This is a genomic window from Corallococcus sp. Z5C101001 (assembly GCF_007352635.1).
GTDB lineage: Bacteria > Myxococcota > Myxococcia > Myxococcales > Myxococcaceae > Corallococcus > Corallococcus silvisoli.
Genome location: NZ_VKLU01000004.1, coordinates 156,751 through 172,515 on the forward strand (window position 1 = coordinate 156,751; position 15,765 = coordinate 172,515).

At 70.8% G+C, this 15,765-nt stretch carries 16 protein-coding genes; 10 read left to right on the top strand and 6 right to left on the bottom strand.

The features are described 5' to 3' along the window. Positions 1 to 245 precede the first annotated feature (245 nt). Complete coding sequence (carF, locus tag FOF48_RS09270) at positions 246 to 1,103, top strand: plasmanylethanolamine desaturase (protein ID WP_143900048.1); 858 nt, start codon at positions 246 to 248, stop codon at positions 1,101 to 1,103. Between the two features lie 27 nt (positions 1,104 to 1,130). Here carF and murI read toward each other — a convergent pair whose 3' ends face one another. After that, positions 1,131 to 1,946, bottom strand: a complete 816-nt coding sequence (gene murI / locus FOF48_RS09275) for a glutamate racemase (RefSeq protein WP_143900050.1) — start codon at positions 1,944 to 1,946, stop codon at positions 1,131 to 1,133. A 128-nt stretch (positions 1,947 to 2,074) separates the two neighbouring features. Beyond that, on the bottom strand, positions 2,075 to 3,088 hold the full coding sequence (locus FOF48_RS09280) for a hypothetical protein (RefSeq protein ID WP_143900052.1): 1,014 nt from the start codon (positions 3,086 to 3,088) through the stop codon (positions 2,075 to 2,077). Positions 3,089 to 3,241: 153 nt separating this feature from the next. Here FOF48_RS09280 and FOF48_RS09285 point away from each other — a divergent pair, with 153 nt between their 5' ends. From FOF48_RS09285 to FOF48_RS09320, 8 genes are all read left to right on the top strand, one after another. Then, on the top strand, positions 3,242 to 3,958 hold the full coding sequence (locus FOF48_RS09285) for a MotA/TolQ/ExbB proton channel family protein (protein WP_143900054.1): 717 nt from the start codon (positions 3,242 to 3,244) through the stop codon (positions 3,956 to 3,958). 12 nt (positions 3,959 to 3,970) lie between these two features. After that, positions 3,971 to 4,462, top strand: a complete 492-nt coding sequence (tolR, locus tag FOF48_RS09290) for a protein TolR (protein WP_143900056.1) — start codon at positions 3,971 to 3,973, stop codon at positions 4,460 to 4,462. 3 nt (positions 4,463 to 4,465) lie between these two features. Beyond that, positions 4,466 to 5,236: a cell envelope integrity protein TolA gene (locus tag FOF48_RS09295; RefSeq protein WP_143900057.1), complete on the top strand. Its 771-nt coding sequence runs from the start codon at positions 4,466 to 4,468 to the stop codon at positions 5,234 to 5,236. Beyond that, positions 5,233 to 6,522 (top strand): PD40 domain-containing protein, encoded by a 1,290-nt coding sequence (locus tag FOF48_RS09300; protein ID WP_143900059.1) that lies wholly within the window; start codon positions 5,233 to 5,235, stop codon positions 6,520 to 6,522. The genes FOF48_RS09295 and FOF48_RS09300 overlap by 4 nt, the downstream gene beginning before the upstream one ends. A 58-nt stretch (positions 6,523 to 6,580) precedes the next feature. Next, entirely contained in the window at positions 6,581 to 7,768 is a 1,188-nt protein-coding gene (locus tag FOF48_RS09305; RefSeq protein ID WP_143900061.1) for an aminotransferase class V-fold PLP-dependent enzyme, read from the top strand. Between the two features lie 14 nt (positions 7,769 to 7,782). Continuing rightward, complete coding sequence (locus FOF48_RS09310) at positions 7,783 to 8,718, top strand: Ppx/GppA phosphatase family protein (protein WP_143900063.1); 936 nt, start codon at positions 7,783 to 7,785, stop codon at positions 8,716 to 8,718. Next, positions 8,715 to 9,992: an MFS transporter gene (locus FOF48_RS09315; protein WP_143900065.1), complete on the top strand. Its 1,278-nt coding sequence runs from the start codon at positions 8,715 to 8,717 to the stop codon at positions 9,990 to 9,992. Before FOF48_RS09310 ends, FOF48_RS09315 begins: the two co-directional genes overlap by 4 nt. A gap of 114 nt (positions 9,993 to 10,106) precedes the next feature. Continuing rightward, a complete protein-coding gene (locus FOF48_RS09320; protein ID WP_143900067.1) occupies positions 10,107 to 10,934 on the top strand; it encodes an AraC family transcriptional regulator in 828 nt (275 codons plus the stop codon). A 318-nt stretch (positions 10,935 to 11,252) separates the two neighbouring features. On the opposite strand, the gene FOF48_RS09325 is transcribed toward FOF48_RS09320, so the two are convergent. Further along, positions 11,253 to 12,206 (bottom strand): NAD(P)/FAD-dependent oxidoreductase, encoded by a 954-nt coding sequence (locus FOF48_RS09325; protein ID WP_143900069.1) that lies wholly within the window; start codon positions 12,204 to 12,206, stop codon positions 11,253 to 11,255. Positions 12,207 to 12,329: 123 nt separating this feature from the next. Continuing rightward, positions 12,330 to 13,661 (bottom strand): lysophospholipid acyltransferase family protein, encoded by a 1,332-nt coding sequence (locus tag FOF48_RS09330; protein WP_143900071.1) that lies wholly within the window; start codon positions 13,659 to 13,661, stop codon positions 12,330 to 12,332. A 258-nt stretch (positions 13,662 to 13,919) separates the two neighbouring features. Here FOF48_RS09330 and FOF48_RS09335 point away from each other — a divergent pair, with 258 nt between their 5' ends. After that, on the top strand, positions 13,920 to 14,186 hold the full coding sequence (locus tag FOF48_RS09335) for a hypothetical protein (RefSeq protein ID WP_143900072.1): 267 nt from the start codon (positions 13,920 to 13,922) through the stop codon (positions 14,184 to 14,186). Positions 14,187 to 14,293: 107 nt separating this feature from the next. Here FOF48_RS09335 and FOF48_RS09340 read toward each other — a convergent pair whose 3' ends face one another. Continuing rightward, on the bottom strand, positions 14,294 to 15,025 hold the full coding sequence (locus FOF48_RS09340) for a hypothetical protein (protein ID WP_255442020.1): 732 nt from the start codon (positions 15,023 to 15,025) through the stop codon (positions 14,294 to 14,296). 32 nt (positions 15,026 to 15,057) lie between these two features. Further along, the gene (locus tag FOF48_RS09345) at positions 15,058 to 15,687 is read right to left on the bottom strand and encodes an RNA polymerase sigma factor (protein ID WP_143900076.1); all 630 of its coding nucleotides are present in this window, start codon (positions 15,685 to 15,687) and stop codon (positions 15,058 to 15,060) included. Positions 15,688 to 15,765 lie beyond the last annotated feature (78 nt).

Consider the following 15,765-nt stretch of genomic DNA (forward strand, 5'->3'; position numbering starts at 1 on the left):
GGCACCGTACCAGCGGGGTCCGGGCTTCACAAGGTAAGCGTCACGCACCCCGCTCCGAACCCCGCGTCCGCGCGCTCCAGGTCCGTGTGCGTCCGCCACCTTCCGTGTGCGGATCCACACGGGGACACCAGCCTGGCGGGCATGGCCACCTCTGTTGAAAAGCCGAAACGCCCTGGGGTACGTAAACCCCTCTGACGATCGCGCCGTCGGACCCACCTTCCCTGCCGCGGGCGGAAAAGCCACCGATGAAGAAGCCGGACACCATCGCCGACAAGGTCCGCCTGCAGGATGCCCAGGCGCTCGCGCAGGGCTATTCCCCGGCCATCCGCGCGATGGAGATCGCCTCCATCCTCGCGTTCGTGACGCTGGAGGGCGCGCTCATCTACAAGCTCTGGAGCACCCACCACACCGGGCCGTGGCTGCTCATCCTGGCGGTGGTGCTGGGCTACCTGGCCGCGGACTTCGTATCCGGCCTGGTCCACTGGATGGGTGACACGTGGGGATCCACGGAGATGCCCGTGCTGGGCAAGGCCTTCATCCGCCCCTTCCGTGAGCACCACGTCGACGAGAAGGCCATCACCCGCCACGACTTCGTGGAGACCAACGGCAACAACTGCCTCGTGTCGCTGCCGGTGGCCGCGCTCGCGGTGGCGGTGCCGCTGAACGGGCCGGGCTGGGTGTTCCTGGCCGCGTTCCTGGGCGCGATGATCTTCTGGGTGATGGCGACCAACCAGTTCCACAAGTGGTCGCACCTGGACTCGCCGCCCGCGCTCATCCACTTCCTCCAGCGCGTGCACCTCATCCTGCCGCCGGACCACCACCGCATCCACCACACCGCGCCCTTCAACCAGTACTACTGCATCACCGTGGGCTGGATGAACCGGCCGCTGAAGATGATCCACTTCTTCCCGCTGATGGAGCGGCTCATCACCTGGGCCACCGGCCAGCTGCCCCGCCAGGACGACATCGGCACCGAGGCCGCCCAGGCCCTGGTCGCCGTGGACGGCGCCCAGGAGGTGCCCGTGCTCCAGGCGGCCAAGGAGCTGCTCAAGGCCACCGCCGAGGACCCCGCGGCCCCCGCGTCCAGCCGCTCCGCGCCCTGATGAGGGGCCCGGGCCGCGCCCCGCCGCCTAGAAGCGCAGGTCCACCTGCTCCGCGGAAGGGATGGGGCGCCCCAGGAAGCGGGCCCCCACGTCCACGAAGCGCTCCGGCACGTCGGTGACGAAGAAGGCGTGCTCCGGTGTCCCCACGGAGGCGGGCGCCAGCAGTCCCCTCGCCTCCAGGAGCTCCGCCACCGCCTCCGCGGTGGCCTCCGCCGAGTCCACCAGCGACACGTGCGGCCCCACGACCTCGGCGATGACGCCCTTGAGCAGCGGGTAGTGGGTGCAGCCCAGCACCAGCGTGTCCACGCCGTCTCGCGCGAAGCCGGCCAGGTACTCCTTCGCCACCAGCAGCGGCACGTCCCCCGTGGTCCACCCTTCCTCCGCCAGCGGCACGAAGAGCGGGCACGCCGTCGCCTTCACCGCGACGCTCGGGTCGCCGGCCTCCAGGGCCCGCTGGTACGCGCCGGAGCGGATGGTGCCCGGCGTGCCGATGACGCCCACCCCGCCGCCCCGCGTGCGCTGGAGCGCCGTGCGGGCCCCTGGCTCGATGACGCCCAGCACCGGCACCGGCAGCACGGCCTGGAGCGCGGGCAGCGCCGCGGCGGAGGCCGTGTTGCACGCCACCACCAGGAGCTTGATGCCACGCTCCAGCAGGAACTCCGCGTTCTTCAGCGAGTAGCGCGTCACCACCTCGCCGGACTTGGTGCCGTAGGGCACCCGCGCGGTGTCCCCCAGGTACAGCGTGCGCTCGTGGGGAAGCCGCGCCATGAGCGCCTTGAGGACCGTGAGCCCTCCGATGCCGGAGTCGAACACGCCGATGGGACCGTGGCTGTCTTGCCGCATAGGGGCAGTCCCTATCACGTTTGATGCCAACGCCCGTGGCCGGCCTCCGGGCCCCGGAACGCACGAAGGGCCGGAAGCCTGGATGGCTTCCGACCCTGGCCCGTGCCACCCGGACCGGAGGGTGCGGCCTACCGCACGCGGAACACCGGCGCGTTGAGGGCATCCGGCACGCCCGGGAAGTCGTGGGCATAGACGCGGATGGGAGGCAGGTCGCTGCGGGACTCGTAGGCGCGGTTGCCGGTGCCGGAGGCGCGGAAGGACACGAAGTACTCGCCGGGGCGGAGGAACTCGAAGATGGCCGGGGACTCGTTGCACCCGAACCACTGGCCTTCGGAGCCGTAGACCCACTCGCCGGTGTGCGTGTCCTGGAAGTTGATGCCCACCTCGCTCACGCCGGCCTGGCTGCAGCTGAGCTTCACGCTGCCCTCGTAGAGCTGCCAGCCCACCGCGGCCCCGCCGATGGCGTAGGTGTTCGCCGTGACGGACGCCGGCACCCCGTTTTGCGCCGTGAAGCCACCGCCGAAGTAGTAGAGGGGGCGCTCGCGGACGTCCATGGCCACCACCTCCAGGTAGTGCTGTCCGGGCGCCAGCTCCGGGGTGCTCACCGACCGGCCCTCGCTCCCCTGGTAGCAGTCGAAGCGCGCCCAGGAGCCGTCATCCACGCGGGCATCCACGTAGGCGACCCCCGCCTGCTGGCAGGTCGGATAGCCCGACCCCGCCTCCGTGGGAAACAGCCAGTTCACGTACGCGAAGGTCTTGCCCTGCTGCGGGCCGCCCGACGAGAAGGTGATGGGGACGGAGATGTTGCCGTCCACCGTGAAGCTGCCGTGGTACGTGAAACGCGCCGCGTTGTTGTAGTCCACCGCCACCGCGTCGAACGCGTAGGTGCCGGGCGCGAAGTCGTGCAGGACGATGCCGTCGAAGCCGTTGGCCTGGCAGGGATAGCGGCCGTCGTTCTCCAGGATTTCCCCCCCGATGGAGATGTCGACGCCCTGGATGTCTCGCATCTGGCTGCAGCTGGCGCCGTCGAAGCTCCACGTCATCCGGACGTCGCCGGGGTAGCGCGGGCTGTTGTCTTCGATGATGCAGCCGGTGGCGCCGGCGGAGAGACAGAGGAATGCGGCGAGCGTTCTCGCGTTCATGGTGGGCATCCGTGTTTCGGGAAGTTGAGGTCGTCGGCCCGTAACACCTGTCCAGACGACTCAGTCCGGGAATTATTCACTCCCGCCCAAAGCAACCGGGCATCGACGGCGGGTTTGACCCGCCCGAGCACAGGATGTTACGCGCTGGACCCCATGATTGCCCACCTGCCCCTGGCCCTCGCCGCCATGAACTACGTGGAGATCATCCGCGACGCGTCGTTCATCGAACTCGCGGTGCTCCTGCTCCTCATGACGGTGTCCGTGGCCTCCTGGGCGCTCATCGCCATGAAGGCCACCCAGCTGTCGCGCGCCCGCGCCCAGTCGCTCACCTTTCTCGACACGTTCTGGAAGGCGTCACGGCTGGAGGCCATCTACCAGTCCGCCCAGAAGCTGGAGGGCTCGCCGCTGTCGAAGGTGTTCTGCGCGGGCTACGAGGAGCTGAGCAAGCTGGCGCAGACGGGCAAGGAGGGCGGCGGCGCCGAGGACGCGATGAGCGCCAAGCTGGGCGGCATTGAAAACGTGGAGCGCGCGCTCAACCGCGCGGCCACGGCGCAGATCACCGAACTGGAGAACCGGGTGTCCTTCCTGGGCACCGTGGGCGCCGCGTCGCCGTTCGTGGGCCTGTTCGGCACGGTGATTGGCATCCTGGGCGCGTTCAACAACATCGCGGAGCAGGGCAACGCGACGCTGGCCACGGTGGCGGCGCCGGTGGGCAACGCGCTCTTCGCTACGGCGGCGGGGCTGTTCGCGGCCATCCCGGCGGTGGTCGCGTACAACTCGTTCGTCAGCCGCATCAAGGTGTTCGACACGGAGATGTCCAACTTCTCCGCGGACTTCCTCAACATCATCAAGCGGCACTTCTTCCGCTAGGGGACCCACCACATGGGCATGGGCGGAGGAAAGGGCGGCGGTGGCCGCACCACCATGAGCGAGATCAACGTCACGCCCATGGTGGACGTGATGCTGGTGCTGCTCATCATCTTCATGGTGACGGCGCCCCTCATCCAGCAGGGCGTGAAGGTGAACCTCCCGGAGACGAAGGCGGCCCCGGTGGAGGCGGCGGAGAAGAAGGTCGTCCTCTCCATCGACGCGGGGCGCAAGGTCTACATCGGGGACGCGGAGGTGCCGCTGGAGGAGCTGGAGACGAAGCTCGCCGCCAACGCCAAGGCGCAGGCGGACAAGGAGGTCTACCTCCACGCGGACCGGGACGTGCCCTACGGCGTGGTGGTGGAGGTGATGGCGGCGGCGCAGCGCGCGGGCATCGCCAACGTGGGGATGATCACGGAACCGGCGCCGGGGGGCAAGACGTCCAACTCCGGGAAGGCGCCCGCCGCCCCCAGCGGCAAGGGCAAGCCCAAGGAGGCGAAGCGCTAGCCCATGAGCTCCGCGGTGAATCACAGCCTGCTGGTGACGCGGCCCACGCGGCTGTCGCGCTTCGTCGCCTTCTCCGTGGGCGGGCACGTGGCGGTGCTCGCGGCGGCGCTGCTCTACGCGCGCTTCACGTCCGCGCCGAAGCTGAACCTGGACCAGAAGCCCATCAACGCGTCGCTGGTGCGGCTGGGCAAGCCGCGCGACCCGAAGCTGCTGCCTCGCAAGGAGGTCGCGCAGCCTCCGCCCAAGGAGGTCGTGGCGAAGCCCACGCCCACGCCCCCGACGGAGGCGCCCGCGCCCTCCCCCACCGCGGTGGCGGTGCCCGGCGTGAAGCCCGCCCCCGCGCCCGCGCCCCAGAAGGGCGAGGCGACCGCGGAGGACCGGCGCAAGAAGCTGTTCGGCGCGTTCGACAAGTCCGCGAAGCCCAGCGAGCCGGAGGAGCTGGAGGGGGCCGAGGACGGCGACCCCGACGGTGACTCCGCGACCGCGGAGGGCGAGCGGTACTACGGGCTGCTGAAGTCCCAGGTGCGCCGCCACTACAACGTGGCGGACACCATCCCCGACGCGGAGCGCCTGTACCTCAAGGCGCAGGTGGCCATGCGGTTGGGCCGCGCGGGTGAAGTGCTGGACGTGAGCCTGGCCAAGGCCAGTGGCAACGAGCTGTTCGACGCGGCGGTGGTGGCCGCCGTGCGCAAGGCCTCTCCCTTCTCTCCTCCCCCCGATGCGCTTCGCGACGCGCTCCAGAAGAACGGCGTCGTCCTGGTGTTCAGCCCATGAAAGCCTTCCTGCTGTCGCTCCTCCTCGTCCCCGCGCTGGTCCTGGCGCAGGCGCCCGTCATCGAAATCTCCGGCGCGAACTTCCGCCCGCTGCCGCTCGCGGCCCCCGCGCCCGTGGTGCAGGACGGCGCGGACAAGAAGACCGCCCAGACGTTCGACACCGCCTTCACGTACGACCTGGCCGCCTCCGGCATCTTCCAGGTGCTGGACCGCGCGGGCTTCACCGCCGACGCGAAGGAGGGCATGACCGCGGGCAGCATCAACTTCAGCCGCTGGGCGGACGTAGGCGCGGAGTCGCTGGTGAAGGTGTCGCTCGCGCAGGACGGCGGCGCGCTGCGCGGGGAGCTGCGCCTGTTCAGCGTGGCCACGGGCCACGAGGACCTGAAGGTGGCCAAGGACGCGCCGGCCAACGAGCCCCGGCAGCTGGCGCACGCGCTGGCGGACGCGCTCTACCGGCACTTCACCCGCGAGGCGAGCCCCTTCCTGTCGCGCATCACCTACGTGCGCAAGGCGGGCGCCAACCGCGACGTGTTCGTGGCGGACTGGGACGGCATGAACGCGCAGGCGCTCACCAAGGGCGGCACTCACATCCTCCCCACGCTCAGCCCGTCCGGTCAGGTGGCCTTCACGTCCTACCGGAAGAACCGCCCGGACATCTACGTGCAGACGCCGGGCAGCGAGGCGAAGCCGCTGGTGACGGACGGGCAGATGGCCACGGGCGTGGCGTACTCGCCGGACGGCAAGCGCATCGCGTACGCGCTGGCGGAGGGTGAGAGCGCGCAGATCTACATCGCCGCCGCGGACGGCTCCGGCGCCAAGGCCATCACCGACACGCCCTACGGCCTCAACACCAGCCCCACCTGGTCGCCGGACGGCAAGCGCATCGCCTTCGTGTCCAACCGGGGCGGCAGCCCGCAGGTGTACGTCATGGGCGCGGATGGCTCCGGGGTGAAGCGGCTCACCTTCCAGGGCAACTACAACCAGACGCCGGACTGGTCGCCGCGCGGGGACCTCATCGCCTTCACCGCCCGCGACGAGCGCAACGCGTTCGACCTGTTCACCGTCAACGTGGACACGGGCAAGGTGACGCGCCTCACGCAGGACCAGGGCAACAACGAGGAGCCCACCTTCTCCCCCAACGGCCGGCTCATCATGTTCAGCTCCAACCGCATCGGCGGCGCGCACCTGTACGTGATGACCTCCGACGGCAACAACCAGCTGCCGCTCCCCATGGAGAAGGGGAATTGGCTGACCCCGGACTGGGGCTCCGCTCCGGCGGCGAAGTAGTCGTCGCACCGGGGGTGCCGTTGACAGGGGGGACGCGCCGGAGTGCATTGCGCACTTCATGAGCGCTCCCCTCCGCTCCCATTGGGGCTTGGATCCGCAGGTCGTCTTCCTCAACCACGGCTCGTTCGGCGCGTGCCCCACGGCGGTGCTCCAGCACCAGTCCGAGCTGCGAGCACGCCTGGAATCCGAGCCCGTGCGCTTCCTGGGCCGCGAGGTGGAAGCGCTGCTGGATGAAGCGCGCGCCGCGCTCGCGGCCTTCGTGGGCGCGGACGCGGACGACGTGGCGTTCGTGCCCAACGCCACCACGGGCGTGAACACCGTGCTGCGCGGCCTGCGCTTCCAGCCGGGTGACGAGCTGCTCACCACCGACAACGAATACAACGCGTCCAAGAACGCGCTGGACGTGGCCTGCGCCGCGCTGGGCGCGAAGGTGGTGGTGGCGAAGCTGCCCTGGCCCGTGACCTCGCCGGAGGCGGTGGTGGACGCGGTGATGGCGCAGGTCACGCCGCGCACGCGGCTGCTCCTGGTGGACCACATCACCAGCCAGACGGCGCTGGTGCTGCCGCTCGCGGAGCTGGTGCGCCGACTGCGCGAGCGGGGCGTGGAGACGCTGGTGGATGGGGCCCACGGGCCGGGCATGGTGCCCCTCCAGCTGAGGGAGCTGGGCGCGGCGTACTACACCGGCAACTGCCACAAGTGGCTGTGCGCGCCCAAGGGCGCCGCGTTCCTCTACGTCCGCCGGGACCTGCAGCCGGCCCTGAAGCCGCTGGTGGTGAGCCACGGGCACAACTCGCCGCGCACGGACCGCTCGCGCTTCCGGCTGGAGTTCGACTGGACGGGCACGCACGACCCGACGCCCTTCCTCTGCATCCCCACCGCGCTGCGCGTCATCGGGGGGCTGGTGCCGGGCGGGTGGCCGGAGGTGATGGCGTCCAACCGGGCGAAGGTGCTGGCCGCCCGCAAGCGCCTGGACGCGCGGCTGGGCAACGCGGCCCCGCTCTGCCCGGAGTCAATGGTGGGCAGCATGGCGTGCGTCGCCCTGCCGGACGGCTTCCCGGAGCGCCCCGAGCCTCCGCTCTACCTGGACCCGCTGCATGTGCGCCTGTTCGATGCACACCACATCGAGGTCCCCGTCACCCCGTGGCCCCGGGCGCCCCGGCGGCACTTGCGGCTGTCCGCGCAGCTGTACAACACCCCGGCGGACTACGAGGCCCTGGGGGACGCTTTGGAAGCGCTGCTGCGTTGAGTAGTGTGCGCCGCATGCCGCGCTTCGCCTCCATCGATATCGGGACCAATTCCGTGCTGCTGCTGGTCGCGGACCGCCTGCCGGACGGGCGCTTCCAGGCCGTGGTGGAACGCGCCGAAATCACCCGGCTGGGCCGGGGCGTGGACACCAGCCGCGTGCTCTCCTCCGACGGAATGGAGGCCACGCTGTCCGTGCTGGTCGCCTTCGCGAACGAGGCCCGCGAGCTGGGCGCCGAGGGCATCGCGGTGTCCGCCACCAGCGCCGCGCGCGACGCGAAGAACGGCGCGGACTTCATCGCCGCCGCGAAGGCCCGCGCGGACGTGACGGTGGAGATCATCCCCGGGGGGATGGAGGCGCAGCTGTCCTTCGCCGCGGTGGCCCAGGACTTCGCCGGGGACGCGGCGGGTCCGCTGCTCGTCGTGGACATTGGCGGCGGGTCCACGGAGTTCATCTACGGCAGTGACGCCGGGACCGTGGCCTTCCGCCACAGCTTCGACGTGGGCGCGGTGCGGCTCACCGAGCGCTTCGTGCGCACCGACCCGCTGTCCCCGGACGAGCGCGCCGCCATCGAGGCGCACCTGCGCGACACCTTCTCCGCGCTGCCTCCGCCTCCGCCAGCCGCGATGCTGGTGGGCGTGGCCGGGACGGTGACGACGCTGTACGCCGTGCAGCACCGGATGGCGACCTACGACGCGGAGGCGGTCCACGGCGGCACGCTGTCCCGGGGCGAGCTGGACGCGCTCACGGACATGCTGTGCGGCCTGCCGCTGGACGCGCGACGGGCGCTGCCGGGCCTGCAGCCCAAGCGCGCGGACGTCATCCCCGCGGGGGCCCTCATCCTGCGCGAAGCCGTGAAGGCGCTGGGCCTGGATGCGTGCCGCGTGAGTGACCGCGGCCTGCGCTGGGGCCTGCTGGCACACCGCTTCGGCTCGGCCCCGTCCTCCTCATGAACGCCTCTTCCCCCACCGCTTCGTCCAGCGCGTCCGCCACGCAGTCCGTGCGCGCGGGCTACGCGCTGTTCATCCTCACGCTCATCAACCTGGTCAACTACCTCGACCGGTACATCATCGCCGTGGCGCTGCCGGAGATTCAGAAGGACTTCGGCATCAACGACGCGCAGTCGGGCCTGCTGGGCACCGTCTTCATCATCGTGTTCATGCTGGCCTCGCCCCTGGGAGGCTTCCTGGGAGACCGGGTGCCGCGCCGGCTGCTGGTGGCGGGCGGCGTCGTCCTGTGGAGCCTGGCCACCGGGGCCAGCGGCCTGGCGGCCTCGTTCACCGCGCTGCTGCTGGCGCGCGCGGTGATTGGCATTGGCGAGGCGGGCTACGGCGCGGTGGCTCCGTCCATCATCTCCGACCTCTACCCGCGCGAGCAGCGCACGCGGATGCTGTCGTACTTCTACATCGCCATCCCGGTGGGCTCCGCGATGGGCTACGGCCTGGGCGGGTGGCTGACGCAGACGTATTCGTGGCACGCGGCGTTCTTCGCGGGCGGCGTGCCCGGGCTCGTGCTGGGCACGATGGCCTTCTTCATGCCGGAGCCGCGACGCGGTGCCATGGACGGGCCGGAAGCGACAGTGAAGCTGCCCTTCATGGAAGGCCTCAAGGGGCTGGGCCGCAACATGGCCTTCTGGGCGACGACGGCCGGCTACACGCTGATGACGTTCTCCATTGGCGGGCTGGCGTTCTGGATGCCCACGTACCTGGTGCGCGAGCGGCACCTGTGGCTGGAGCATCCGGGCCGCGTGGGGCTGGTCTTCGGCGCCATCACCGCCGTGGCGGGCCTCACCGGCACCGTGGCCGGCGGCTGGCTGGGCGACAGGCTGGACCGCAAGCGCGTGGGTGGCGGCCTGTGGATGTCCGGCGTGGGCCTGCTGCTCGCGGCGCCGTGCATGTACCTGGCGGTGAACCTGCAGGACACGGCGCTCACGTTCGCGGCCATTGGCGTGGCGCAGTTCCTCATCTTCCTCAACAGCGGGCCCATCAACGCCGCCATCGTCAACTGCGTGCCGCCCGCGTTCCGCGCCTTCGCGATGGGCCTCAACGTGCTGTGCATCCACATGCTGGGGGACGCCATCTCCCCCACGCTCATCGGGCAGATCGCCGACATGGCCAGCCTCCACACCGCCATCGCCATCAACGCGGTGCCAGTGCTGCTGGGCGGACTGGCGCTCCTGCTGGGCGCGAAGCTGTTCCGGGAGGCCGTGCCCCGCGCGCAGGCCTGAGCCGGGAGAAACGCAGGGGCGCGGAATACATCCGAGCCCCCATCCGGTCGTGCGGGCAGGTTCGCTGCTCGCCAGGGAAGGAAGCGGAGGCATTTCGTGGCTGCCGGGCAACCCATGCATCCCTTGCACGCATCCTCGGCCCCTGTGTTCGTGGCGTGCGGGCGCAGCCACCCCACGCCCTCCGCCCATGTCGCGTCGCATCCCCAGGCCGTCCTCGCCCTCTACACGGGCGGCCGGGCCGTCATCCATCAACGCACCCGCTTCACCCTGTCCCCGGGCGACGTGATGCTCATCCCCTCTGGGGAGAAGCACCGGATGGTGATGGCCGAGCGGGCGGAGGCCTGGGGCCTCGGGTTCCATCCGTCCGCGTTCGCCCGGACGGAGGTAGCTCCGCTGCTGGAGCCCTTCGAGCGCGTGCGCCAGGGTGCCTCCGCCGTCGTATCGATTCCTTCCAGTCGTCAGGAGCACCTGGTGCGCCTGCTGTCGGAGCTGCGTGAGGAGACGCTCACGCAGCACCGTCCGCTGGGGGAGCAGGTGACGCGCAGCCTGTTCTCGCTGGTGCTGGCGGAGGTGGCTCGCGCGAGCGCGTGGACGCCCGTGGACATGCGGGCGTCACTCGCGGGGGAAGCGCTCTCGTTCATCGAACGGCACTGCCTGGAGCCCATCTCGCTGCGCGAAGTGGCCGCCGCCGTGAACCGCTCTCCCTCTCACGTCACGACGGCGATCAAACAGGCCACGGGCAAGAGCGCGGTGGAGTGGATCATCTCCGGACGGCTCGCGGAAGCGCGGCGGCGGCTGCTGTCCACCGACGAGCGCGTGGACATCATCGCCGAGCGCGTGGGCTACGCGGACCCCACGCACTTCATCCGCTTGTTCCGGCGCTCGGAGGGACTCACGCCCGCCGCGTGGCGCCGGCAGCACCGCGCGCCGTCCGCCAGCTGAGCCACGCGGCGCCTGCACGAGGCGAACGCCCCGCGGGCCGCGGCAGCCTCGCGAAGCGAACACCGCCCGAGGTGATGCCGCGCATGGCCTCGCGACGCCAACACCTTCCGGGAAGCCCACGCCGAGCCCCGCGAAGACAGAGGTGATTTCGCGCAAGGGCCGCGAAGCGAACACCGGCCGGGAAATCCACGCCGAGCCCCGCGAAGCCAGAGGCGATTTCGCGCAAGGCCCCGCGAAGCGAACACCGGCCGGGAAGCCACGCCGGGCCTCACGCGGCAAACACCGGCAAAAGTGGCCTCACGACCGCGTGCGCGGGCCTCAGTGCGGCTTCTGCTTCGAGGCCGGAGGCTTCCCCGTCACGGCCGTGTAGCGACGGTCCGCGTCCTCCTGGATGAGGCCGTGGTTCATCATGGCCGCCGCGACAGCGCCAGCGCTGGCCGCCATGAGCGCACCCTGGAGACGCGTCGTCATGTCCCCCACGGCGGAGATGCCCGGCACGGACGTCTCGCCCACCGGGCCCACCTTCACGAAGCCCTGCTCATCCAGTGCCAGTCCCAGCCGGGTCACGAGCTCCGACTGTCGCTGCGGCGGCGCGGAGAACATGACCTTGCGCGCCACCCGCGTCCCGTCCTCCAGCTCCACCGCCTCCAGATGGCCGTCCTTCCCGTGGAGCGCGCGGATCCGCTGCTCCTCCAGGCCGATGCCCAGGGCCTGGAGTCTCTCACGCTGCTCGGCCGTCACGGCGAACGCGCCATGGGTGAAGACCGTCGTGTCCTGTGACCAGTTCTGGATGACGGCCGAGTGGTCCAGGTACTGCGGCTCCGTGAGCAACACGCCCAGGGGTTGGTCCCGGACCTCCCAGCCGTGACAGTACGGGCACTGGAAGATGCTGGGGCCCCACAGCTCCTTGTAGCCGGGGATGTCCAGCATGACGTCCACCATGCCCACGGCGAGGAGGAGCCGGCGCGTGTCCACCGTGCTCCCGTCGCCCAGCGCCACGCGGAAGCCCCCTTCATGCTTCTCCACGGAGCCCACCCGCGTGTCGCGCACCTCCACGTTCGGATAGGCCCGGAGCTGCTCGCGGCTGATGCGCCGGAACTCCGAGGGCGGGATGCCGTCGCGCGACCCGAAGCCGTGCATGTGCTCCGCCGCCGCGTTGCGGGGCGTGCCCGCGTCACACAACAGCACCGCCCTGCGCCCGCGCCCCAGATACAGCGCGGCGTTGAGCCCTCCCGGACCGCCTCCCACGATGACCACGTCGTATGCCGCCATTGCCCTGCTCCCTTGAGCTGTCGTTGATTCCTGGAGGAAATCTAACGACCGGCCCAAGGCCCCCAGCAGGGCGGCTTTTTCGACGGCATCGGCGGATCTTCCGGGCCGCCACGGCCCGCGCGTCTACCGCACGACGGGCGAGGCCTCGGGCACCTCGATCCTCGGCCGGTACTCCTCCGCCACCCGCTCCACCTCCCCCGCAAGCCGCTCCCCTTCCGCGAGCAGCCGGGCCTTCAGCCGCTTCCGGTTGCCCAGGGTGAAGAACAGCTCCAGGTCGTGACGGATGGCATCCCAGCGCTCCGCGAACGACAACGTGAAGAGCGCCAGCGACGGCACCCCCACGAAGGTCCCAAGCCCCCAGCCCCACCCGCCCCCCACCGCCGCGACCGCGGTGAGGCCCCACCACCACACCAGCGACACCACCACCGCGGTGAGGAACTTCACCGTGGCCTGGATGTCCAGCTCCGCGCGCCGCGCCGCCATCCGGGGCACCGGATACGGAATCGCGAACAGCGCGAGCCCCACCGCGAACAACGGCAGCCCGAACACCAGCCGCAGCAGCGTCTTCACCACGAAGGGCACCACGTTGGCCGGGCGGTACTCCACGGACAGCTCCTCCGGACGCGTGGCCTGCACCAGCGACATCCGATGGCCGAAGGAGGACAGGTGCTGCCGCAGCCGCTCATAGCGCTCCGGCTCCTCCGCTCGGAACAGCCGCACTCCGCGCGCCCACAGCCGCAGCCGCTCCGGCGCCAGAGTGCCACCCTGGCGGAACGCATAGAGCTGCTCCGCCACGTGGACCACCGGAAGGTCCGCCCACTGCTCCAGGTTGAGCGTCACCGAGCGCAGCCCCTCCGCCACCCGCTCCGTCAGCGCGCGCACCGCGTCCTGCTCCGACGCGGCGTCCTTCGGCAGGAAGGCCGCCACGTCGATGGGCGCCCCCTGGTCGATGAGCACTTCGCTGCGGAAGACGTTCTTCTCCGCGTAGGTGAGCCCCACCGGGACGATGCGCACCGGAGCGCCCTCGCGCGCGGCGTTGAGCGCGATGCGCGCCGCGCCCGTCTTCAGCTCCGCGAGCGCGGGCTCCGAATGGCTCTTGCCCTCCGGAAAGATGGTGATGGCCCGCCCCTGCACGAGCGCGCCCTTCGCCGCGTCCAGCGTCCCTTCATTGCGCCCCATCTGCGTCGGGTCGTCCTGCTTGCGGTACACCGGCAACGCGTCCAACCCCCGCAGGAGCCACCCGATGACGGGCAGCTTGAAGAGCGGCGCCTTCGCCATGAACGTCACCTGGCGACGCGTGAGGATGAACACCAGCGCCGGGTCGATGAGCCCGTTCGGATGGTTGCCTACGAAGAGCACCGGACCCGACGGCGCCTCCCCCGGGGTGTTCACCTTCACCCGGTAGAAGAGCCTCAGGGCCAGCGCCATCACCGCCCGCACACACGCATAGAACACAGGACGGACTGTATACCGGCGACCCACCTCGGACCCGCCCCACTCCGGACACTGTCACCCTGAGGGGCCGGAAGGACCCTCTTCCGAGGCAGCCGGTCAGCTTCAACCCAAACGGAACAATCCGAGGAGACCGCGATCCAGGGCGCCTTGCCCGCGACACCTCTTTTTCGTGCGCGGGCTGGAAGCCGCGTCACCCCTCGGAGAGCAACCCCATGAAGCGTTGGCTGTCGCGGGGCAGGGCCGCGCGCCGCCGAACACATGCATGCGCTCGCGGTGCCCGCGGGCGCCCCGCGCATCCCCCCCACCTGGGGCAACCCCGCCCATGACCTGGACCCGGACCTGGAGGTCTACGACCCCACGGACGAGCTCGTCGCATCCCTCGGTGAAGGCACCTCCGTCGCCGAATCCGTCCCCATCTCGAACCCCACCGCCGGCACCTGGAGCGTGAAGATGAAGGGCTTCTTCAAACGCTCCCCCCAGGACACCGGCACCGCGGCAGTGGAGCGCCGTGTCCCGCGTCCGTAGTCACGGACCCCACAAGGCACGGCGGTCCCCGCCCCTCTCCCGTGTCCACACGGGGGAGGGGTTGTTCGTTGCGGGAGCCGCGGCGTTCCCGCGCCGAGCCCCGGGGCTCAGCGCGGCGTCAGCGTCACCTGCGTGTCCGCGAGCGTGCGGCCCTGCGCGTCGGTGAAGCGCGCGCGCACCGGCACGGGGCCCGTCAGCCATCCGCCCCGCACCGGCGTGCTGAAGGACAGCGGGACGTCCACGCCCGCGGCGACTTCCGGGGCCGCGCCTTCACCGGGGAAGAAGCGCAGCGGCTCTCCCGCCTGGGACGTGCCTTCCACCGACAGGCGCACGCGCTCTGGCGAGGTGTAGCTGAACTGCACCGCGTTGCCCTCCGCGCACGCCAGCGTTCCACCAGGACCGGCCTCCGCGAGCACCGCGCCCGTGGGCGCGATGCAGAAGGCCCGCACGCCCCAGGCGCCTTCTCCCGGAGCCGCCGAGCGCGCCTGCCACTCCGGCGTCTCACGACGCTCGAGCGATGGCGCCACCGCGACCAACGCCACCGCGACCGCGGCCGCCCCCAGCGACAGGGGCATGAACAGGGGCGAGGCGAACCACTTCCGCTTCTCCGCCACCGGACGCGTCGCGGGCCCCCCAGCCTTCGCCATCCGCGCGAACAGCGCCTGCTCCAGGAGCGCGCTCCGGGCCTGGGGGAGCACTCGCTGCTCCAGCACCGACTCCACGCGCGAGAGCCGGTTGTAGGCCTCCTGACATCCGGGGCACGTCGTCAGGTGCGCGCGCAGGCGCTCGAAGTCTTCCGCGTCCAGCGCGTCCCGGCCCTTCTCGAAGAGGGCAGACATCCGCTGCTTCGCCTGGCGGTCGTCACATCCGCTCATCGCGCACCCCGCCGCGTGAAGAAGCTCCAGCCCTGCGTCCGCAGATCCTGGAGGTATCCCTTCGCCTGGAGGAACCCCAGCAGCCTCGACTTCAAACCGAACTCGCGCCGCCTTACCTGGATGCGCGTGAGGCCCAGCGCCGTGGCCGCTTCTTCCTGGGCCACGCCCTCGCCGAAGCGCAGCTCGAACAGCCGGTGTTCTTCACGCGACAGCCCCTCCTTGAACGCCGCGAGCAGCGCCTCCACCTCGCGATCCTCAAGGAGCTCCGCGAGGCCGCCATCCTCGGCGGACGCGTCGGTGAGGCCCTCGAAGGGCTCGTCACGCCCCACCATCTCGCGCTCGCGCGACTGCTCCAGGAGCACGTTGCGCGCGATGCCCATCAGGAAGTGGGCATAGGGGCGCGTGCCGTTGTAGGCCGCGCGCGTGCGGGGCTCGAACGCGCGGGCGAAGGTCTCCAGCAGCGTGTTCTCCAGCTCCATCGCGCTCCTCAAGCGGGTGAAGGCTCCCCGCCATGCGGCCGCCTTGAGCAGGCGGGCGAGCGGCTCCGCGTGCGCGCGATACACCTCCGCCAACACCTCCGGGGTGCCTTCGCGAAAACGGCGCAGCGTGTCGTCATCCCACTCCATCCCTCAAGGGCTTACCGCGACCGTCGCGGTCCCGTCATCCGCATGTTGTCGCGAGCGGCCTCCGGTGGATTGTCGGAC